Raw genomic sequence first — 22,150 nt, forward strand, 5'->3', positions numbered from 1 at the left:
AATGAACGCATTATTTAAAGAGCCTGTATACAGGGTATCTTAAATGTGCTTTCTCATAATGTGCAGAGCGTTTGAAAATCCAATCCAATTGCGCATAATTACTCTGTGCAAAAGTGGAATCTTCCTCCTTCAACTGTTGAAATTCTTTTTGCTGCTCTTCAGAGAACTCATTTAAAATAGACTTTGCCTTTTCTTCAAAAACATAATCTGAAAACCCCTCTTTTTGCTGTAGAATTGAATCGAAGAAATTCCAGTTAAAAAAGGAATCTTGTGCCTCAGGTTCCAGCGTTTCCACCAGGTATCTTTTCGCTAACTGGTTCAATGGAATGATGTAATCCCCTTTTCTGAAGTTCATAGAAATGGTATCCACATCAACTTGTGTGTTATAATGTAAGTAATGACTTTCATACACATTCCTGACAGTTTGGTAATCCTTAATGCGGTAAGATTGTACATTTATAGTAGTGTCAATATTCAACACTTCCATTTTAACTCCATTCGCTTCCAATCGCTCTTTTAAGTTGTGCCATGCCTGGGGCAGGATGTAGTAATCAGGAACTCTCACTTCCTTACTCACTACATATTCATTGAAAAAAGGAACTTCCTTTTCAAATGGATCATCTCTATGGTATTTTAATAAAGGCTGGCCTGTTAGTTCACTTTCAGGCATGGAAGTGCGATAACCTTTCAGCGTAATCATTTTGAATTCATTCTTATTATTTTTCCATAAAACAGGAAGGCTATCAGCCTGCAATAGCTTTTCCTTTGCTTCACTTCGCAAAGATTTGATCTGTTCTTTTTGACTTCCACTGAGTTGAGCTATTGTCAATAAAAAATCATAATTAGCTTCTACCCTTTGCTCATAATCCTTCCACATATGACTTTCGGTCATAAACCCTATCGTTTGAAACAAAGTTGAATAGCCACTGGTGTAACGGGCAGCATCCCAGAATTGTGTCCATCCTTCTTCAGGTGATTTACCATGGACATTTACATAAGGGACCGGATCATTTCCTTTTTTGATCATCTCTTCAAAAATTAATGGCTCCAAAGTGTTCTCCAGGTACTTACCAAGTCCTCCACCTAGTTTGTTGTGCTGAGTACTTAAAATAGTAAGCACATGCTGATGGTCAGAGCCGTTGGTCACATGTGTATCAACAAATATATCCGGATCAAGAGAATGAAATATTTCGATAAAGGAAAAAGCATTTTTGGAATCCATTTTGATAAAATCCCTATTCAGGTCCAGGTTTTTGGCATTGCCCCTGAAGCCATAGGATTCCGGTCCATTTTGATTGACCCGCCAGACATTGTTCCTGTTCAATACTCCTCCAACGTTGTAAAAAGGAATGACGGCAATGACTACATCATCCAAAAATGGATTATCCTCTTCATTTTGCGCCAAATCTCTCAATAACATCATGGAAGCATCTACTCCATCCGGCTCCCCGGCATGAATGGCATTATTAATTAGAAAAACTGCTTTTTCTCCATTCTTAATCTCTGCCAAATTGAAATTTTGCGTTTTATTGAAAATAACCAAATGAAGGGGTTCTCCGCTATCTGTTAGTCCCATTTCCATCATCCGGATTTGTGGAAAAGCTTCCGCCAGGGATTGATAGTAATGAATACCTTGTTCATAAGTAGCCGTTTCCGTACCATTTGATTGTTCAAATGGCGTCTGAAACTCCTGCGCCTTGAGGCTGAGACCTGCTAAAAGTAAGTAAAGAGATAATTTGAAACACTTCATTATTTCATGACCTTTTGTTAAAAAAGCAAATTACAAAATGTTCTTTGAATTAGGACTTCTTCTATTCATAATTACAGGAACGATAGAAGATAGAGGCTTCTTTTTACAGATAAAATATCTTGTCTCTATCAAATTAACTTTCAATATTTATTGAAAGTTTAAAAACTTATATTATATTTGCTTTTATATGGAATACATTGAGGCGAAAAACAAATTCATACAGGCCTGGGGCACATTAGGATCAAGCTGGGGCATTAACAAAGCCATGGCACAGATTCATGCACTTTTACTAATTTCTCCGAATCCATTGACCACTGAAGAGATCATGGAAGAACTGAAAATTTCCAGGGGGAATGCCAATATGAATATCAGAGCCTTAATTGACTGGGGAATAGTGGAGAAAGAGCATCGCATTGGTGAAAGAAAAGAATTTTTCTCAACAGGAAAAGATATTCTTGAGTTAGCCAGGCAAGTATCAAAAGAACGAAGAAAGCGGGAAATTGATCCCATTTTAAAAGTACTGGAGCAGATACAAGATGTTTCCGGTGAAAATGAGAAACTCAGCAAAGAATTTAAGAACGTAACAGGAGATTTAAGAAATTTCACACAAAAGGTAGATGGTGTGATCGAAAAATTCTCCAAGTCCGACAAAAACTGGTTTTACAAATTGCTCATGAAACTTTAGCTATTTTTTTAAAATAAACTTTCAATATTTTCTGAAAATTAAATAAATAATGAAAATCAAACTCTAAACAAAACAAATATGAATTACAACATCCTAAGTTACCTGATTTACATCCCCTGCACCATTGCGCTCACAGTTTGGGTGGCTAACACATTATTTAAAAGCGGAAGAATTTTCCTGGTGGAAATATTTCATGGAGATGAAGCATTGGCAGATAGTGTAAATAAGCTATTGGTGGTAGGGTTCTATCTGATCAATATTGGTTATGCGGTTTATACTCTCCAAATAATAGGAGAAATAGAAACTGCGCAGGTTTTAATTGAGAAACTGAGCAAAAAGATAGGCTCCATCATTCTTATTTTAGGAGGAATGCATTTTTTCAATCTTTTTGTGTTCTTCAAACTTAGAAATAAAGCAAAGCAAGATCTTAAACTCCAGGTACAATGATCCGCTTTAACCTAAAATTACAGATCACATTATGCGGCATGGCTGGAATTCTAGCATTACTATTGATTTACAATACTGACTTTTTTATTTTGTTTGGCTTGTTACAATTTCTAGTGGGGTTTATCCAATATATTGCCTCCTTTATCTTGCTTATTTATAGGAAAACAAGGAATACTTTAGTCATTATTCATTTTAGTCTATCAACCTTACTGTTATCTTTCTTAATCATTTTGGAAGATAGTTTTGGTTTGATGATTTTCATTGTACCATGGATACTGGCTATCTTTTTCTGCTATATATTATATAAGCTTTACATAAAACAATTAACAGTAGGAAAACTTTGAAAGCGTATTAGAGGAAATTTCCTCAGGTAAACGATCATTTATTCAGAGGGAAAATCTCTTCTCCCTCTGAATTATTCCATTACTCCACATCCTTTAATAATTCCTCCACTGCTCTTTCCAACTGCTGATCACGGCCTTTTGAAATAACACCCGGCATATTTTTCACCTGGATATCAGGTTTGGTCTCACTGTTTTCCATCCATTTCCCTGCCTTATCCTTTGCACTAACAGGCACCGTGCCCCAACGCGTACCATCCGGCAAACCTTCCCAGCCTGCGAATGAGCATGTGCCTGGTACAGGCATCCCAACCGTTTTACCAATATTCAGATCAGTATAACCACAGGCAAAGCAATGTCCGTCACTGTAATTGGCTTCATTAAACATAGCCAAAGTGGGCTTCGTCCAGCGGAAAGTAGGCTCATAACCTACTTCTCGTTCTTCTGTAGCATAGGTAATAAATTTCTCCCCGGTAAAAAACATTGCCAGGTCAGCTACTAAATCACCACCGCCATTAAAACGGGTATCAACTATTACTCCTTTGCAATCATGGTATTTACCCATCATTTCTTCATAGGTGTTTCGGTACGGACCATCACTCATGCCCGGAATATGTATATAACCCAATTGCCCATTACTTAATTTTTCTACCTCTTCCTGATTTTGCTTTACCCACCTTTTGTAAAGCAGACCTCTTTCAGCTCCCAAACTAATAGGTTTGACAGTAATTTGCTGACGTTTCTTGCTGGCTGGGTCATAAATTTCAAGCAATGTAAACTGATCAGCTTTTCTGTTAAGGTATTGTGCCGCATCTCTGTCATTCGCTATTTCCAGTCCATCAATTTTTTCTATGATACTACCACTAGCAATATCAAATTTTGCTTTATCCAAAGGACCTCCTTTGATGATTTCTGCTATTCTAATACCGGAAGCTTTATGATCATAATCCATAAAAATTCCCAGTGAGGCTGTTGCATCTGATTCTTTGATGCTTCCGCTATATCTTGCCCCGGTATGAGAGGCATTTAATTCGCCCAGCATTTCAGAGATCATTTCAGCAAATTCATAACTATTTCCAATGTGTGGGAGGTATTTTGCATACTCAACTTTTAAACTATCCCAATCTACTCCATGCATATCGGAAGTATAGAAAATGCCATTGGTCCTGAGCCAAACATGTTCAAACATTTGAGCCCGCTCCGCTTCCTTGTCAAGCATCATATTACCATTTATCTTAACGGCTTCTTTTTTGCTTTTCTCCAGGTCTATTTTAAATATTGTCCCATCACTTAACAGAAAAAGATTTTTCATTTCCTTGTCCCACATGAGTCTGCCATATTTGGCATCCAGTTTCATTTCCATTTTGGTGTCTTTGGTCCAAAGCTCCGTGCTCCATAGGTTATAGTTTTCTTCAAAATTGGCCAAATAATAAAGCTTCTCACCATCTTTCGAAAGCACGGCATCACTTAATGAGGAAGAATGAATAGTAAAGCGTGCTTTTCTTTCCTCCATTAGATCCCAATCAAACTTTACCTCCTTAGGCTTTTCCTCTTTTTTATCTTCTTTTTTCTTATCCTTCTTCTTATCGTCCTCATCCTCCTCTTTCTCTTTCTTACTAAGTTTTTCAATTTCTTTCAGTAGATCGTGATCCTCTTTACTCAATTGATATTTATCCCAGGCTTCCTGATCAAAAAACATACTATACACATCTGTTTGTGAACCTCCACTGGTAGCAAAGCTTTTCAATCCATCACGGTTACTAAACCATAGCATTTGTTTGCCATCATTTACCCATTTAGGATAGTAATCGCTATAACCGCTCTTCGTTAAGTTCTTCATTTTTTGCTTCCCACTGGCATCCAGCAATACTACTTCTGCATTAGGCATGGTTGGCCTGTAAGTGGCCAGTAGCCATTTACTGTCCGGACTCCAGGTGAAGTACTGATCACCATCCCGCATATGGAAGAGTTCTGCCGAAGTGAGTAAAGTAACGGTTTCCTTTGTACCCAAATCCATCACTTTCAATGTTTTTCTATTTTCAATAAAAGCGATTTTTTTACCATCAGGAGAGTATTCCGGCAAATAGTTTTCCTGTTTATTGTCAATGAGAATGGTCTCTTTTAATAGAGTAGAGGCAAAAAAGAATGGCTCTTCTTTAGATCGTACTTTCTCCGTTTTGATAATAGTCCATTTACCCCCTTCTTCTCTTGAATAGACTAATGATTTACCATCAGGTGAAAAGTTCACAAACTTCTCCTGAGCGGCCGTACTGGTAACCCTCTTTGTCATTTTACCATCTACAGAAGTCACAAATACTTCTCCCCTGGCAATAAAAGCTACTTCTTTTCCATCGGGAGAGACAGTCATCTCCTGCACTCCTCCATTGATGGAGATATAGCTATCTTTATTGGAGGCACTTTGCGTACGAATGCTGATATCCAGTTTCTTTGGTTGCTCCCCCTCTACAAATGTGTAAAGCTCTCCATCATAACTAAAACTCATTTTCCCTGCATCAGAAATACTTAAAAACCTGACAGGGTGCTGTTGCAAGTTGGTGAGCTGTTGATTTTCTTCCGGTGAGTTCAAGTTCAGTTTATGAATATTGAAGTTCCCTGAAGACTCACTTAAATAATAAACGGATTTTTCATCAGGTGAGAACACCGGATTACGGTCTTCTCCGTAAAATGAAGTAAGCATTTTATGTGTATCCGTTGCAGCCTCATATAGCCAGAGATCTCTCGCAATGGCAGATTCCTGATGTTTTCTCCAGTCATTTTCGCCTCCTTTTTTATCCTGATAGATAATTTTAGAACCATCTTTACTGAATTGGGTAAGCTCCGCAGGGATTGTCCAAAGCATATCTATCCGGCCACCTTTTACAGGCACTTGATAAAGCTCATGCATGGAGTATGTTGGGTATTGTCGATGAGAAGCCAAATCCTGACGCACAGCTCCAAAAGTGACTGACAGATCATCAGCAGAAAAAGAATAAGGATATTCATCATTGGAATGATAAGTCAGCCGATTCGCTTCACCACCTTCAGCTTCCATTACAAAAATATCAAAGTTGCCATATCTGTCAGAGGCAAAAGCTATCTTTTTGCTGTCCTTACTCCAGGCAGGCATAAAATCATGGGCTTCATGAAAGGTTATTTGTCTGGCATTTCCTCCGGACGCTGAAGTTAAATATAAATCTCCTTTATAAGTGAATACAATTTGTTGGCCATCTGGCGATATGGACGGATAGCGTAACCATTGTGGATTATCCTGAGCATTGAGGTTTAGTTGAGCCAGTAATAATACCCCCATGAAGTAAGAAAAGAATGAATTCATAGATTAAAGTAATTAATTAGGTAAGTATAAAATATTAGACTGTAAATAAGATAATAATTTTGAAATAAACATTAAAACTTATTTAAGTGGCTAAATAAAAGCTGATTATAATCACAATATGGCTTTCAAATAGTATCCTCCTAAAATAATTCTCTCCTGCCTGTAAGAAAATGATTACTCCCAGTACTAATGGGCAAATGTTAAATTAAAACTTATTAATTATGAAAAATATCCTATGTAAAAATTCAAACGCACAAAGATGGACAGCACTTCTTGTGGCCTTATTATTTGCCACCGGGGTTCTGGGGCAAAACAATTACAGCTTTAAAGTGGAAAAAAGCGGTCAGGGTAAACCATTGATTTTTATTCCCGGCCTGATAAGTGGTGGTGATGTATGGGATGGAACAGTTGCGCATTTTTCTAAAAACTATGAATGCCATGTACTTACATTGGCCGGTTTTGCCGGGCAGGCACCCATTGAATCGCCACCTTATTTGGAAACCTATAAAGAGGACATCATTAGGTACATTAAGTCCAACTCTCTAACTGAAGTAAGTCTGGTAGGCCATAGTATTGGTGGCTATTTAAGTATGATGATCGGCTTGGAGCAAGATTCTGCTATTCAGCAATTAATTATAGTGGATGCCTTACCATTCTTTAGTCTCACATTTAATCCAAATGCCAAAGAAGGATTTGATCAAGCTTCTGCGGATCAATATATAGAAAATTTTAAAGCCTACAATCAGGAGCAAATCGATTCTTATAGAAGAATGACTGCCAAAGGAATGATTACTGATTCCATTTATTGGGATAAAGTGGTACAGTGGGCTAAAAGTTCAGATTTGAAAACAGAAGCTTATTGTTCCCATGAAATGATGGCCACAGATTTACGAGATAAATTAGCCAACATGAAAACCCCTATGCTTGTATTAGCAGCCTGGCAAAAAACTGAAATGTATCCTAATTACACATTGGAATATGCTCAGCAGATATATAACTCTCAATACGAAAAAGCCCCTAACTGCCAGGTGGTCGTGGCAGAAGATTCAAAGCATTTTATCATGTATGATCAGCCCGACTGGTTATATTCACAAATGGAAAATTTTTTACTTAATCCTTCCAAATGAACAAGGAAGAAAAAGAGCAGCTATTTAATTCCATTGTAGAAAAGTCCAGGGGCAGTATCTACCGTGTTTGCCTGACCTACCTTCGGGAAAAATCCGAGGTGGACGATCTCTATCAGGAAATTCTGATTGCTGTATGGCAAGCCATGGAAAGATTTCAGGAGAGAAGTAGTTGGAACACTTATATATATCGAATAGCCATTAACACGGCCATCAAGTTTAATATGAGGCTGAAAAAAAATGAACAGTATCTTGTGAAATTTGAAGTCCCGGATAAAGCGGAGGAAGTACAAGTCAACAATGATGAAGCGCTGAACAAGCTTCATCATTGTATTCATCAACTTAACGACTCGGACCGGATCATCATTGGACTGATTTTGGAAGATCTTTCCTACAAAGCAATTGCAGAAATTCTGCAAACAGACATTAACAATGTAGGCGTGAAAATTAACAGGGTTAAAAAAAGACTCTCCACATTAATGACAAAGAATCATGGATCAATTTGAATTATATAAAAATCAATGGCAACAACAGCAACCCTCTGATCAGGAATTGGCAATAGATGATATCCGCAAAAAAGCACAAGATGACTTGACCAAACATCAGCGAAAACTGATCTTTAGCAATCTTTTTATGTCTGTTAGCTTTGCTGCCACCATTGGGATGATGGTATGGATTTGGAATAGTATGAGTGATAGAAGTATATACTTTTATGTCAGCCTGATCTTTATATTTGTGCTATTAATCGTTTTTGCTGCAATACAGTGGTCTGGCGTACAGTACAAAAACATTAAGCCGGAAATCAATCCTAAAAAATTTATTGATTACAGTAGAAAAAAGCTCCTGCACAACCGCTTTACATTAAAATATGGCTTACCTGTTTATTTGTTCCTACTATCAGCAGGGTTAATGATGTATTTTCAAGATATCCTTGTGGGAGGAAGCCTGCTTTTTAAAGTTTTGGCCTATGGAATTACTTTCGGCTATATCATCATCACAAGCTTTTTCGCCTATAAAAAGGTGAAGAAAAAGGTAAAGAAAATAGACGAATTAATTGCTCACTTAAATGAGTGGGAGAAAATAATCAAGGAATAAACTAACCTCATTTAATTATTCTTTTTGAGAATGAAATAACACCCTTTAAACCTGAGTTCGATTTTAAAAATTGACGAAAAACTATATTAGGACGTTATTTCATTAACAATTAGCATGAGATACACCGTTAAGGCAGATTAAAGCAATCGAACTCAGGTTTTGGGTAATTAGGAAATAACCTCTACAATATTTCAGAATAATAGCCTGCTTTTTTAAATAAAACCTTGCAATTACTACTCGTTTTATTTCATAATCGTACTTTATCATCAAGTTTCTGCAAATTTTCAATATAATATTTTGATAAGTTGTTTACTTAGTGTAAATTAGACACTAAGTATGCTTTAGTTTTTTATTCTTCCTAAAAGCCCTGCGAACCAAAAGTCCATTTATTTTTTTATAGAATTTACAACACATTGAAAATTCCCGCTATGAATAACAAATCACTCTACGACCCCACCTTTGAACATGATGCTTGTGGCATCGGTACCATTATAAATGTAGATGGGAAAAAGGAGTTTCAATTGATTCAGGATGCGCTGGATATGTTGGAAAACATGGAGCACAGAGGTGGCAAAGGTTCTGATGCTCAATCCGGTGATGGAGCTGGCATATTGCTACAAATAGACAAGGAGTTTATTGATATTGTTTCGAAAGAGGCAGGTATCAACATACATAAAGGAAATCCGATAGGTATCGGGATGATCTTCTTTCCACAAATGAAACAAATTGCTGAGCGCTGCAAAGAGGTTTTCAAACAGCATGCCGCTGAATTAAAATTAAATATTCTGGGCTATAGACAAGTTCCCGTAGATCATAAAGTCCCTGGTGCCGGTGCCAAACCTGTAGAACCAAGTATAGAACAAGTATTCGTTCAACCGGAGGAAAACATCAGTGAAGAGGAATTTGAAAGAAAGCTATTTGTACTAAGAAATTACAGCCAACATTATATGGGCCACAATGTGCAAGGCAATAACAAAGCATTCTATGTATGCAGTTTGTCTACACGCACTATCATTTATAAAGGACAACTTCGCACCAATCAACTCAGGGTCTATTTTGATGATTTAAGGGATAAAAGACTAAAAAGTGCATTTGCCATTATACATTCCCGCTTTTCCACCAATACATTCCCCAACTGGAAACTGGCACAACCATTCCGCTTTATTTCCCACAATGGGGAAATCAATACCATCAGAGGAAATGTCACTAAAATGAAATCAAAAGAGGCAAGTTTTCAGTCTGATGTCTTTTCGGAAGATGATCTGAAAAAATTATTACCAATCACCAATCCTGAACATTCTGATTCTGCTAATTTGGATGCCATAGTAGAAATGCTTGTTCTGGATGGTCGTCCACTGGAGCATGTAATGATGATGTTGGTGCCTGAAGCCTGGCAGGACAATGACATGATGGATAAACAGCGAAAGGCCTTTTACAAATTCCATGCCTCCTTAATGGAACCATGGGATGGTCCGGCCGCTCTAATTTTTACCGATGGAAAAAAAGTAGGAGCCACATTAGACAGAAATGGTCTCAGACCTTCCCGATTCTGCATTACCAAAAATAATCGGCTCATTATTGCCTCTGAAAGCGGGGCACTGGCTATTCCACCAGAAGACATCATTCAAAATGGCAGGCTGCAACCGGGCAAAATGATTATGGCCGATATTGAGAAAAACAAAATATTATTTGATGAGGAAATAAAATCTGCTATCACCCATGACAAACCTTATACCGATTGGATTATTGCTCAAAGGGTAAAGCTTAGACTTCTACCCGATCCTCAAATCGAGAAAGAAACACTTACAGAGGAAGAACTGCTCACCAGACAGAAAGCTTATGGCTATACTTCCGAAGAGCTAAAAGTAATTTTGGCAGATATGGCCCAAACCGGAATAGAACCTGTGGGCTCAATGGGTGCCGATACCCCTTTGGCCATTCTAAGTCAGCAAAGCCAGCACATCTCCAACTATTTTAAACAGCTTTTTGCCCAGGTCAGTAATCCACCGATTGATCCTATAAGGGAACGAATGGTGATGTCCTTATTTACAAGGGTGGGAGCCAGTTTGAACATACTGAAAGAAAGTGCCGCACACACCAAGCAAGTACATATTTCCCAACCCGTCCTACTCGATTCGGACATTGCCAAATTCCGCTATCTGAAAGACATGGGCTTTGGATATGAAATAATCAATTGCGTGTTTAAGGCTGATGGTCAGGAAGGCCGTCTGGAAGAAGGTGTTAAGGAAATATGTGTACAGGCAGAAAGAGCTGCTAATCTGGGTAAAGTAGTTTTAATACTTTCCGATAAAAATATTAATGCAGATTTTGCACCTATTCCTTCTTTATTGGCTACAGGAGCTGTGCATCAACACCTGGTCAGCAAAAACCTGAGAACCAAAACAGGAATAATTGTAGAAGCCGGTGATGCCAGGGAAACACATCATTTCGCTACCATAATAGGTTATGGTGCCAGTGCAGTCAATCCATACCTGGCCATTCAAAGCATTGAAAACCTATATAAAAAAGGCTTATTGGGCGATCAGCTAAGCAAACAGGAAGCTGTGGAAAACTATCAAAAAGCAATTGGTTACGGCTTGCTGAAAATTCTATCTAAAATGGGCATTAGCACTCTACAGTCCTATCAATCAGCCCAGATATTCGAGGCTTTAGGTTTGGGAACCCAGGTGGTTGAAAAATGCTTTACAGGTACTATCTCACGTATAGAAGGCATCGGTTTTGAAGGACTTGCAAAAGAGGTGTTGGTAAGGCACCGCCAAGCATTCCCTACAAAAAAAGGTGTTAAAAAAAGGTTGGAAGTTGGTGGGGTTTATCAATGGAAGCAAAGAGGGGAAAAGCATCTTTTCAACCCTGAAACTATTCATTTATTACAGCATTCTACCAGGACTAATAATTTTCCGCTCTACAAAAAATATGCATCAAAGATAAATGAGCAACTAAAGGACACATTGACTTTACGCGGCTTGTTTGAATTCAAAAAGCGGATTCCTATTTCACTTTCTGAAGTGGAACCGGCTGATAAAATCCTCAAGAGATTTGCTACAGGCGCCATGTCATTTGGCTCAATTTCCCATGAAGCACATTCTACATTGGCCATTGCCATGAACCGGATTGGAGCCAAAAGTAATAGCGGAGAAGGCGGAGAAGATGAAATTCGTTTCGCTGTAAAGCCTAATGGCGATTGGGAAAGATCCGCTATTAAACAAGTAGCCTCAGGCAGATTTGGAGTAACCAGTTTTTATTTAACCAATGCTGATGAATTACAAATTAAAATGGCACAAGGAGCCAAGCCAGGGGAAGGCGGCCAGTTGCCAGGCCATAAGGTGGATGACTGGATCGGCAGGGTGAGGCATTCCACTCCGGGAGTAGGTTTAATTTCCCCTCCACCGCATCATGACATTTATTCTATAGAAGATTTGGCCCAATTGATTTATGATTTGAAAAATGCCAACCGTTCCGCCAGAATAAATGTAAAGCTGGTTTCGCAGGCCGGAGTAGGCACAGTAGCTGCCGGAGTTTCCAAAGCCAATGCCGATGTGGTGCTTATTTCAGGAGCTGATGGCGGCACGGGAGCTTCTCCTTTAAGTTCTATCAGGCATGCAGGATTACCATGGGAACTCGGCCTGGCAGAAGCTCATCAGACACTCGTGAAAAATGACCTTAGAAGTAGAATCACCCTTCAAACTGATGGCCAAATCCGCACCGGAAGGGACTTGGCCATTGCCACTTTGCTGGGTGCTGAGGAATGGGGAATTTCAACTGCAGCACTAGTGGTGGAAGGTTGTATTATGATGCGAAAATGCCATACCAATACCTGCCCGGTAGGTGTGGCCACACAAAATCCTGAACTCAGAAAACTTTTTACAGGAGATCCAGACCATGTAGTTAACTTTTTTCGCTTTCTGGCTGAAGATTTACGGGATATTATGGCGCAGTTGGGCTTCCGAACAATCAATGAGATGGTAGGTCATTCAGAAGTACTTAAAGTCAGAAATGACATTCCGCACTGGAAGTTAAAAGATATTGATTTAAGTCCCATTTTATACCAGGAACACATTCCGGAACAAGTGGGTGTGTTTAAGCAAATTGACCAGGATCACGAATTGGACAATGTACTGGACTGGAAATTACTTGAGAAGGCCTCTCCTGCATTGGAGAAAAAAGAAAAAGTAAATCATTCCTTTTCCATTAACAATATCAATCGCGCTGTAGGAGCCATACTTTCCAATGAAATCAGTAAAAGATATCATGGGGATGGATTACCCGATAACACGATCAATTTTAAATTTTATGGTTCGGCCGGCCAAAGCTTCGGAGCCTTTCTGGCCAAAGGAGTCAATTTAGAAGTAGAAGGTGAATCCAACGATTATTTCGGCAAGGGTCTTTCAGGCGGTTCTTTGATAATTTATCCGCCCAAGACTGCGAGCTTTAAAGCAGAGGAAAACATCATCATTGGAAATGTAGCTTTTTATGGAGCTACCTCAGGTAAGTCCTTTATTAATGGCATGGCCGGGGAAAGATTCTGTGTACGTAATTCAGGCGTATACACAGTTGTAGAAGGTGTTGGAGACCATGCCTGTGAATATATGACCGGTGGCCGTGTAATTGTATTGGGTGAAACCGGAAAGAATTTCGCGGCAGGCATGAGTGGGGGTATTGCCTATGTGTTGGATGAAAATCAACATTTCCGACAAAATTGCAATACAAGTATGGTTGGACTGGATCCTCTGGAAAAGGAAGATGTTGATTTAGTGAAAGAATTGATTGATGAGCATATTGCCTTGACAGGAAGTAAAAAAGGACAGGCGATAATGGAGAATTTTTCCCAATATCTCCATCAATTTATTAAAGTAATCCCTCATGATTATAAGAGGATTATGGAGGAAAACAGGCAAAAAGACGATCAGGAAACACCACAGAAAATTGTAGCATAATGAGCAAAAAAGACGGATTTCTAAAATATAAGAGAGAACTGCCTGAAGGCAGACCCCCTAAAGAAAGAGTGGGAGATTTTAAGGAAATACTTCAACCATTTCCCGAAACGAAAACCAAAGAGCAGGCTGCAAGGTGCATGGATTGTGGTGTGCCTTTTTGTCATTCCGGTTGTCCTTTAGGCAATATTATTCCTGAATTTAATGATGCCGTCTATCGGGAAGACTGGGAAGAAGCCACCGAAATCATGTATTCAACCAATAATTTCCCTGAATTTACCGGCAGAATTTGCCCGGCTCCTTGTGAGGCAAGTTGTGTATTGGGCATTAATAAGCCGCCAGTGACAATTGAGCATATTGAGAAAATGATTGGCGAGAAATCATTCGAATTAGGCTATATAAAAGCCAATCCACCAGAAAGCCGTACTGAAAAACGTGTGGCTGTAATTGGTTCAGGACCGGCCGGACTTGCTGCTGCTGATCAACTCAATAAAGCGGGCCATTGGGTAACTGTATTTGAACGGGATGACAGGATAGGCGGCTTGTTACGCTATGGGATTCCGGATTTTAAGCTTGAAAAGTGGGTGGTGGAAAGAAGATTGAACCTGTTAAGTGAAGAAGGCGTCCATTTTAAAGTAAATTCGGAAGTGGGCAGAAATGTTAATCCTGATATGCTAAAAGAGGATTATGATGCCATTGTCATTTGTACCGGCTCAACTGTACCAAGGGATTTACCTATTCCGGGCAGGGATTTAAAAGGAATTCATTTTGCCATGGAATTTCTAAAACAGCAAAATAAAGAAGTTGCAGGGGACGATGTTGCTGACAAGGTCAGCGCAAAAGGCAAACATGTAGTAGTAATTGGTGGTGGCGATACAGGCTCAGATTGTATTGGCACTTCTCACCGACAAGATGCTGCCTCTGTTTTGCAACTCGAACTATTGCCCCAACCACCCCGAAAGAGAGGCGATTTGGATCCATGGCCTTTGTGGCCAATGACCTTACGTACTTCTTCCTCCCATGAAGAAGGAGGCGAAAGAAAATGGAGTGTGCTCACGAAGGAATTTATTGGTGATGAAAATGGATTGACCCATATTAAATTAGTAGATATTGAATGGGTTAATCAAGGGGGCAGGCAAAACATGCAGGAGATTCAGGGGACAGAGCGTGATGTGCCCTGCGAATTAGCCTTGTTATCCATAGGCTTCACTCATCCTGAAAGCCCTTTGCTGGATGCTTTTGGAGTGGAAAAAACTAAAGGAGGCACTGTTGCTGATAAAAATTTCAAAACAAATATCGAAAATATTTTTGCAGCCGGAGATGCCAGGAGAGGTCAGTCTTTGGTAGTTTGGGCCATATCAGAAGGACGTGAAGCTGCCCGCGAAGTAGATAAATATTTAATGGGAACCACAGAATTGCCCTCAAAAAACGATTCTTTCTTTAGTGTAGCAGAATAAACATTCTCAAAACAAAATTCATTTAAAAATAATACATAATTAATAATTAAGGAGACGGGCATTTATAATGTAATTCGTAAATTTGTGCTATTAAAGGTTTAAATCAGGGAATTATTTATTATGAAATCCTCAAACTATGCAATTATAGATCAGAGTGATTCATCATTAATTTATATCACTTTTACCGGTTCTAAAGCTACGGATGCATCTTTCAAAAGATACCTGGATGAGTTAGAGTCATGTTATGATGAAAGGAATTATATTGGAAAAATATTTGATGCTACAAATGCCACTATTCCTAAACTAAGACACCAGAAACTACAAGCCAAATGGATTGAAAGAAATTGGCTATTGCTTAAAACGTATTGCAAAGGAACCGCCTATGTGATTCCCAGCACCACTCTAAGAACTGTTCTTAAAATGATCCTGTCGATGCAGAACCAACCTGTTCCCTATAAAATATTTAGTGATATAGAAAGTGCCAAAGAGTGGTTGAATAGCCTGGAAAGCAAAAAGGTGAAATAGGGCATTTTCTTAGTCCCATCTAATGAGGCTACACATGGAAAATGAATTTTAACTCTAAAACTGAATGCATTAACCTTAATGGGTGTTTTTTAAATTTTCAATTTAAATCCAAAACCTCAAAAAAGAGAATTTTCACTAACTATTGAGGTTTCACTTAAATTTCAAACTTTCTAAAACCAAATTTTATTTTTAATCTTTTGTCTTGATACAAAAGATAGAAAAAATCAAGACAAAAAGATGCTTCCACGCTACATTTCAGCGCGCTCCCCGCCTTTTTGTCGACCAGCCCGCTCGCTCTAAGCAAATATTATTTGGTTTTCTAATGTTGCAGTATTTATCAAGAGCTCCCTAATGAGAATTCGATTTCGAATTGCCTTTTACTTTCCAATAATAAATTTTTGGCTAAATACATCATTATTTGTTTTTAGCTGAAAAATATAAAGCCCCTGTGGCAAATTCGCTACATTGATTTTATTAGCAGAAGCAGATATTACTCCCTTTGCACTAACTTTTCCCGTAGCATCTATGATTTGATAATTTATCAATTTTGTGCGGGAGGCTTCCCATTGAATAGTGATGAAGTTATCGGCCGGGTTTGGAAAAAGCATGAAAGCTAATTTTTCCGATTCAGGCTTTTCAACAGAGGTGATCGCACTTCCCTTCTGGTTATAAATATCCAGTGCTGCATTTTCACTTTCTTTTAATCTGTAAGTACGCAAATAATCGCTCTCCGGGAATTCTTCTCTCCCATTTCCGATGAGGTTAATGCCATATTTATATTCAAAAGCAGAGCCTATCTTCTTATCATTCAATATTACTTTATAAATACCATCCCCGTCTTCATCAACCAACTCCTTTTCATCACTACCAAAATCATTTTGATTGGAAATTAATATAACTGTTTCCGTTTGAGGATCAAAGCTTTCACTTTCGATCATATCATTCATGTCCACCATCAGTTCAACATTGGTGAGGATATTTTCTTCATCCAATAATTTATAAATCCTGGTGGTCTGAGCAGGGATTTCGTTCAACTGATGCGTGAAACTACTACCTGCCTGGACTATTATACTTTCAGATTCCCCACTTAAAAGATCAACCAACTGATATTCACCGGCTGCAATACCTGAATTGGTAGAACTTATTTGAACCCCTGTTTTTGGAGAGCCGGAAACATTGGCCACTACCAGGACATGCTCATTTTCATATTGTCTTAAAAAAGAATATACCCCGTTATCACCAGTTTCAACAGTTCTATAATTTCCTCTGCGTAAGGCTATCTGTGAGTTTCGTGTACTGATCAGCTGATGGTAACTTCTCCACAAGGATTGCGGATCAATTTGCTGATTTTGAATATTTTTGTCAGTAAAATCTGCTTTAGGTGCTCTCCAAGGAGTTCCGTTGGTAAAACCAGCATGAGAAGCGCTGCTCCACTGCAAAGGCAAACGAATATCTTCATCCGGTTTGGCTCCCAACATACCTATTTCTTCACCATAATAAATATAAGGGATGCCCGGCAAACTGAATAATAGTTCCGCAGCTTGCCTGGCTTTATCTTCATTCTCTCCCAACACATTCATCACCCTGTCCATATCATGATTGGTCAAAAAAGAACCAAACTGCAAATAAGGATAACTCCCCATTACCTCCTCCGATTTCGCTATTAAGCCGGAGGCATTTCCATTATTCACCGCACCTAAAATATTTCCTGCCAAATCAAACTCAAATACATAATCCAGGCCATCACTGTCTACATATTTTTTGGCTTTCTCAGTGGCTGACCAAGCCTCACCGACAGCAAAAGCATCAGGATTTACACTTTTATAATGAGTTCTGAAATCTTTCCAGAACTGGAATGTTTCTTCTGTGTCTTCCAACCCCGCTTCGGTTTCGTAGATATATTTTACAGCATCCAATCTAAACCCATCTATGTTCATTTCCTCCAGCCAAAAACTGGCGATGTCAAACATTTCTTCCTTTACCGCAGGCGTTTCATAGTTTAAATCCGGCATTCCTCCCCAAAACAATCCATAGTAATAATCTCCATTACTTTGATGCCATACATTTTGTCCCCAGGGTCCGGTGTCTCCTGGACTAGTATCTTCCCACACATACCATTCTCTTTTATTATTGGTTGAATTTTCAGAATCTATAAACCAGGGGTGCTCGGTTGAGCTATGGTTCATCACATAATCAATGATCACTTTGATGCCCCGCTCGTGAGCTGCCGCAATAAAAGCTTTGAAATCTTCATTAGAGCCATAATCATTTTCAATGCTTCGGTAATCAGTTACGTCATAGCCATGGTAGCTGGGGGATTGTTGAATAGGCATTAACCAAATACCTGTAATGCCTAAATCTTGTTGGGTAGCAGGGTTGCCATCATTTAAATAATCTAGTTTTTCTGTCAGTCCCTTGAAATCGCCAATACCATCGCCATCTGCATCATAAAAACTGCGGACAAATATTTCATAAAAAACAGCATCATTCCACCAGTAGGTATCCTGGGTACCTATAGTAATATAGTTTTCAAATATTTTGGAAATAGTTTCGCCCTCTTCGTTAGCAATAGTCAGGCTGACATCATATTTACCTTCATTGGCATAAGTTACTATTGGGTTTTGGTCATTGCTGGTTGAAGGCGTACCATTGGGAAAAGACCACTCCCAGCTTATAGGATTCCCGTTGGACTGATCTGTAAATTGAATCACTTCCCCGGGCAAGCCGAAATTAGTGGAAGCGCTGATATTAACCTGTAAAATATTATCAGGTAGTTCATCATTATACCAAAATTCAATGATGGCATTTTCTTCTATGGTTAACTGCCTGTTCGAGCCCCCTACGGAAAATTCCTCTCTTCCATTCCATTCTCCATTAATGCGGGCCTTCAGTTCGATGCCTTCCCCTACTGAAAGAATTTGGTTGGCGGTATAAATACCATCATTATCTTCATCGCTTAAAAGCAAACCATTGGGAGCGCCCCAATTATTGAAAGAGCCTGCTATGTCTACAAATTCTGTAGCGGGATCAAATTTCTCCAAGGCCACTTGTTCATTCATATTTACCTTAAAAGTGACAGAGGTGCTTTGGCTAAAGGCGGTATGAAATACCAGCAAGAGAACTACGGGCAATAACTTTTGAATCGAATTTTCCATTAACCAAATATAACTAAAAAGTGTGTAAAGAGGGTTACCTGATAAATCCTTGCGAGATTTAGTCACATTAGAACCTAAAAAAGCCAAAAGATGTATCTACTGGAACCTGTGATTTATGTAACAATAATAATATCATCTGTAAGATAACGCCTCTACAATTGCCGACCTTTCCGTGTAAACCATTTAGATATAGATTTGAAATTATTTATTAAGTATATGATTAGTAACCGCTGCAAGTTGGCAGTGAAAGAAGAACTGACAAAACTGGGGTTACATTTCGTAGTGGCTGATTTAGGTGAGGTCGAAATCATGGAGGAAATAACAACGGAGCAGCTCAGGCTTTTGCAACTGGGCCTTAACTCCTCCGGGCTTGAATTAATGGACGACAAAAAAGCCATACTGATTGAAAAAATAAAGAATGTGATTACCGAAATGATTCATCATACTGATGAGTTGCCTAAGGTAAACTTTTCAGATTACATAAGTGAAAAACTGGATTACGATTATACTTACCTCTCTAATTTATTTACGGAAGTAAAAGGAATCAATATTCGTCAGTTTATTATAGTGCATAAAATTGAAAGGGTTAAAGAGCTGCTGTTCTATGAAGAGTTAAATCTTACGGAGATTTCCTTCAAAATGCACTATAGCAGCGTGGCTCACCTATCCAACCAATTTAAAAAAGTAACAGGACTTACGCCCTCTGCTTATAAGAAATTAAAAGATAAGAGTAGAAATACGATTGAGGAGATTGGCAAGTAATTTAATTTTTAAAGTGAGGTAAGCTAAAATTGGAAAAAAGTACTAAAGGATCGCAATACGCAAGGAGTTTGATTGAAGCAAGCCTCGACCCGCTGGTTACTATCAGTAACAAAGGGAAGATTATGGATATGAATGAGGCATTGACAAATATCACAGGCATAACCCGGGAAAAACTTACAGGAACAGATTTCCTGGATTACTTTACTGAAGCAGATAAAGCCAGGGAAGTATACCAGGAAGTATTTGCCAATGGATCAGTAGCAGATTTCCCACTTACTATACGTCATAAAAATGGTAAACTAACCGATGTATTATTTAACGGGTCTGTCTACAAAGATAAACAAGCTCGGGTGTTGGGGATAGTAATAGTGGCAAGAGACGTAACAGAGCAAAAAAGAATTGCCGCTGAACTTACAGAAGCAATTGTGTATGCAGAACTCGCTACAGGAATTGCCGAAGAGGCTAAAATGAAAGCGGAAGACGCACGAAAGGTGGCGGAAAATGCGGTAAAAGCCAAACAGCAGTTTTTATCCAACATGAGCCATGAAATCCGTACGCCCATGAATGCCATTATTGGTTTTACCAAAGTGGTACTCAAAACTGAGCTCACTCCCAAACAAAAAGAATATTTAACAGCCATAAAGACCAGTGGAGATGCACTCATAGTACTAATTAACGATATCCTGGATTTGGCAAAAGTGGATAACGGCAAAATGACATTTGAGGAAATTCCTTTCAATATATCTGCCTCAATTTCGGCCATTCTTCATTTGTTCGAGCTTAAAATACAGGAAAAGAACTTAAAATTTGTGAAGGAGTATGATTCCGATATCCCTAAAGTAATCCTGGGAGATCCATTACGGCTTCATCAAATCTTAATCAACTTAATAAGTAATGCTATCAAGTTCACCTCTAAAGGATCTATTAAAGTAAGTGTTAAGTTATTGGAAGAAGATGAACAACAATTAACTATAGAATTTGGGGTAACAGACACTGGCATCGGAATCAGTGAAGATAAAATCCTTAAAATATTTGAAAATTTCCAGCAAGCTTCCAGCGGTACTTCCCGATTATTTGGAGGAACCGGGCTTGGATTGGCTATTTCCAAACAATTGGTGGAAGCACAAGGAGGCAGTATTAATGTGCACAGTATTATAGAAAAAGGTTCTTCTTTTACCTTTACGCTAAGTTTCAAAAAAACAACTAAAGAAGCAGAATCGGAACCCATTATAGAAGAGCCGGATGCACTTATAAGTGATGTAAAAGTATTGGTAGTGGAGGATATCGCCCTCAATCAATTGCTGATGAGAACTCTCCTGGATGATTTTGGATTTGAGTGTGATATTGCCGTAAATGGAAAAGTGGCCATTGAAAAGTTAGAGAGCAAGGCTTATGATATCATATTAATGGATTTACAAATGCCTGAAATGAATGGATTTGAAGCCACAGAGTATATTCGTAAAAAATTAAAGCTTAATATGCCCATTATTGCATTAACTGCAGATGTTACTACCGCAGATTTGGCAAGATGCAAATCCGTTGGGATGAATGATTATATTTCAAAACCCATCGATGAAAAATTATTGCAAAGAAAAATGCTTTTATACCTTACCAGAGCAGCTCTAAAAAAACAAAATCAATCCAGAAAAGAAGAACAAAGCAGTAAAAGAAAATATATTAACCTTAAATATCTTATACACCGAACAAAGTCGGATCCCTTGTTAATGACCGAGATGATCTCCCTTTATTTAGGTCAAACCATTTCATTAAGAAAAGAAATGATAGAGAGTTCGAAAAACAAAAACTGGAAAGAATTACAAGTTATTGCTCACAAATTAATACCCTCCTTTTCAATTGTTGGATTGAGCCCCGAACATGAAACTTTAGCCAAAAATTTACAGGAATATGCCCGTAATGAAGAAAAACCTGAAGAAATCCAGGCGCTTGTATTAAAGCTGGAGAAAGTTTTAAACCTCGCCTGTAAAGAATTGGAGATAGAAATGAATCTTATAAATAAAACTACACCATGATTAATGAAAATAAATTAAAACTTTTCCTTGTAGACGATGATGTTGTTTACTTAAAAATGCTGGAAATTGAATTTCTCCAACATGGGGATTTTATCATAGAAACCTATGTATCAGGTGAACTTTGTGTAAAAAATTTAGCTCGCCAACCTGACATCATCATTTTAGATTACCTACTTGACGGAACTAACAAAAATGCTATAAATGGTATTGAAACACTGGATAAAATCAAAGCTATTGAGCCTGATCTACCGGTAATCATACTCTCCCAGCAAGATAAAATTGAAGTAGCTGTAAACTGTATGCACCATAAAGCGCTTGATTATGTAGTGAAAAGCGAAACAGCATTTGTGCGCTTACAAAAGATAATTACCGCAGTTTTTGAAAAACAAAAAATGGAAAAACAACTTATTTGGTATATGGAAAGAATGTAATGTGTTAATCTTTTTTGATCAGGCATAAGCTACAATTGCATTTATCCCCCTACGAGAGTTTA

14 protein-coding genes are annotated in these 22,150 nt (G+C 38.4%); 11 read left to right on the forward strand and 3 right to left on the reverse strand.

The window, feature by feature from the left end; translation table 11 throughout:
- Positions 1 to 10: 10 nt before the first annotated feature.
- Positions 11 to 1,750, reverse strand: a complete 1,740-nt coding sequence (locus JKA74_RS16755; protein ID WP_201432385.1) for a M14 family metallopeptidase — start codon at positions 1,748 to 1,750, stop codon at positions 11 to 13.
- A 187-nt stretch (positions 1,751 to 1,937) separates the two neighbouring features.
- Between JKA74_RS16755 and JKA74_RS16760 the strand changes: the two genes are divergently transcribed.
- On the forward strand, positions 1,938 to 2,435 hold the full coding sequence (locus JKA74_RS16760) for a GbsR/MarR family transcriptional regulator (RefSeq protein ID WP_201432386.1): 498 nt from the start codon (positions 1,938 to 1,940) through the stop codon (positions 2,433 to 2,435).
- 78 nt (positions 2,436 to 2,513) lie between these two features.
- A complete protein-coding gene (locus JKA74_RS16765; RefSeq protein ID WP_201432387.1) occupies positions 2,514 to 2,882 on the forward strand; it encodes a hypothetical protein in 369 nt (122 codons plus the stop codon).
- 423 nt (positions 2,883 to 3,305) lie between these two features.
- Here JKA74_RS16765 and JKA74_RS16770 read toward each other — a convergent pair whose 3' ends face one another.
- The gene (locus JKA74_RS16770; protein ID WP_201432388.1) at positions 3,306 to 6,557 is read right to left on the reverse strand and encodes a S41 family peptidase; all 3,252 of its coding nucleotides are present in this window, start codon (positions 6,555 to 6,557) and stop codon (positions 3,306 to 3,308) included.
- A 221-nt stretch (positions 6,558 to 6,778) separates the two neighbouring features.
- Between JKA74_RS16770 and JKA74_RS16775 the strand changes: the two genes are divergently transcribed.
- The 6 genes from JKA74_RS16775 to JKA74_RS16800 all read left to right on the forward strand — a co-directional run bounded on the left by JKA74_RS16775 (position 6,779) and on the right by JKA74_RS16800 (position 15,710).
- A complete protein-coding gene (locus tag JKA74_RS16775; protein ID WP_201432389.1) occupies positions 6,779 to 7,684 on the forward strand; it encodes an alpha/beta fold hydrolase in 906 nt (301 codons plus the stop codon).
- Positions 7,681 to 8,187 (forward strand): RNA polymerase sigma factor, encoded by a 507-nt coding sequence (locus tag JKA74_RS16780; RefSeq protein WP_201432390.1) that lies wholly within the window; start codon positions 7,681 to 7,683, stop codon positions 8,185 to 8,187. The genes JKA74_RS16775 and JKA74_RS16780 overlap by 4 nt, the downstream gene beginning before the upstream one ends.
- Positions 8,174 to 8,776 (forward strand): hypothetical protein, encoded by a 603-nt coding sequence (locus JKA74_RS16785; protein WP_201432391.1) that lies wholly within the window; start codon positions 8,174 to 8,176, stop codon positions 8,774 to 8,776. The genes JKA74_RS16780 and JKA74_RS16785 overlap by 14 nt, the downstream gene beginning before the upstream one ends.
- A gap of 428 nt (positions 8,777 to 9,204) precedes the next feature.
- A complete protein-coding gene (gene gltB, locus JKA74_RS16790; protein ID WP_201432392.1) occupies positions 9,205 to 13,731 on the forward strand; it encodes a glutamate synthase large subunit in 4,527 nt (1,508 codons plus the stop codon).
- Positions 13,731 to 15,185, forward strand: coding sequence for a glutamate synthase subunit beta (locus JKA74_RS16795; protein ID WP_201432393.1), 1,455 nt, complete (start codon positions 13,731 to 13,733; stop codon positions 15,183 to 15,185). The genes gltB and JKA74_RS16795 overlap by 1 nt, the downstream gene beginning before the upstream one ends.
- Before the next feature lie 120 nt (positions 15,186 to 15,305).
- The gene (locus JKA74_RS16800) at positions 15,306 to 15,710 is read left to right on the forward strand and encodes a DUF7793 family protein (protein ID WP_201432394.1); all 405 of its coding nucleotides are present in this window, start codon (positions 15,306 to 15,308) and stop codon (positions 15,708 to 15,710) included.
- 377 nt (positions 15,711 to 16,087) lie between these two features.
- On the opposite strand, the gene JKA74_RS16805 is transcribed toward JKA74_RS16800, so the two are convergent.
- Positions 16,088 to 18,865: an alpha-amylase family glycosyl hydrolase gene (locus tag JKA74_RS16805; protein WP_201432395.1), complete on the reverse strand. Its 2,778-nt coding sequence runs from the start codon at positions 18,863 to 18,865 to the stop codon at positions 16,088 to 16,090.
- Between the two features lie 216 nt (positions 18,866 to 19,081).
- Here JKA74_RS16805 and JKA74_RS16810 point away from each other — a divergent pair, with 216 nt between their 5' ends.
- Genes JKA74_RS16810 through JKA74_RS16820 form a run of 3 tightly spaced genes read left to right on the forward strand, consistent with a single transcriptional unit; the run spans position 19,082 to position 22,088 of the window.
- The gene (locus JKA74_RS16810; RefSeq protein WP_236587872.1) at positions 19,082 to 19,627 is read left to right on the forward strand and encodes a helix-turn-helix domain-containing protein; all 546 of its coding nucleotides are present in this window, start codon (positions 19,082 to 19,084) and stop codon (positions 19,625 to 19,627) included.
- A 29-nt stretch (positions 19,628 to 19,656) separates the two neighbouring features.
- The gene (locus tag JKA74_RS16815; RefSeq protein ID WP_201432397.1) at positions 19,657 to 21,657 is read left to right on the forward strand and encodes a PAS domain-containing hybrid sensor histidine kinase/response regulator; all 2,001 of its coding nucleotides are present in this window, start codon (positions 19,657 to 19,659) and stop codon (positions 21,655 to 21,657) included.
- Positions 21,654 to 22,088 carry a response regulator gene (locus JKA74_RS16820; protein WP_201432398.1) on the forward strand — a complete coding sequence of 145 codons (435 nt, stop codon included), beginning with the start codon at positions 21,654 to 21,656 and terminating at the stop codon, positions 22,086 to 22,088. The genes JKA74_RS16815 and JKA74_RS16820 overlap by 4 nt, the downstream gene beginning before the upstream one ends.
- Positions 22,089 to 22,150: the final 62 nt, after the last annotated feature.

Source organism: Marivirga aurantiaca, assembly GCF_016679925.1.
Taxonomy (GTDB): Bacteria; Bacteroidota; Bacteroidia; order Cytophagales; family Cyclobacteriaceae; genus Marivirga; species Marivirga aurantiaca.

Bases quoted from the DNA above. Each gene is read 5' to 3' on its own strand.
- JKA74_RS16755 (WP_201432385.1), bottom strand. From the start codon at position 1,750: ATGAAGTGTTTCAAATTATCTCTTTACTTACTTTTAGCAGGTCTCAGC.
- JKA74_RS16760 (WP_201432386.1), top strand. From the start codon at position 1,938: ATGGAATACATTGAGGCGAAAAACAAATTCATACAGGCCTGGGGCACA.
- JKA74_RS16765 (WP_201432387.1), top strand. From the start codon at position 2,514: ATGAATTACAACATCCTAAGTTACCTGATTTACATCCCCTGCACCATT.
- JKA74_RS16770 (WP_201432388.1), bottom strand. From the start codon at position 6,557: ATGAATTCATTCTTTTCTTACTTCATGGGGGTATTATTACTGGCTCAA.
- JKA74_RS16775 (WP_201432389.1), top strand. From the start codon at position 6,779: ATGAAAAATATCCTATGTAAAAATTCAAACGCACAAAGATGGACAGCA.
- JKA74_RS16780 (WP_201432390.1), top strand. From the start codon at position 7,681: ATGAACAAGGAAGAAAAAGAGCAGCTATTTAATTCCATTGTAGAAAAG.
- JKA74_RS16785 (WP_201432391.1), top strand. From the start codon at position 8,174: ATGGATCAATTTGAATTATATAAAAATCAATGGCAACAACAGCAACCC.
- gltB (WP_201432392.1), top strand. From the start codon at position 9,205: ATGAATAACAAATCACTCTACGACCCCACCTTTGAACATGATGCTTGT.
- JKA74_RS16795 (WP_201432393.1), top strand. From the start codon at position 13,731: ATGAGCAAAAAAGACGGATTTCTAAAATATAAGAGAGAACTGCCTGAA.
- JKA74_RS16800 (WP_201432394.1), top strand. From the start codon at position 15,306: ATGAAATCCTCAAACTATGCAATTATAGATCAGAGTGATTCATCATTA.
- JKA74_RS16805 (WP_201432395.1), bottom strand. From the start codon at position 18,865: ATGGAAAATTCGATTCAAAAGTTATTGCCCGTAGTTCTCTTGCTGGTA.
- JKA74_RS16810 (WP_236587872.1), top strand. From the start codon at position 19,082: ATGATTAGTAACCGCTGCAAGTTGGCAGTGAAAGAAGAACTGACAAAA.
- JKA74_RS16820 (WP_201432398.1), top strand. From the start codon at position 21,654: ATGATTAATGAAAATAAATTAAAACTTTTCCTTGTAGACGATGATGTT.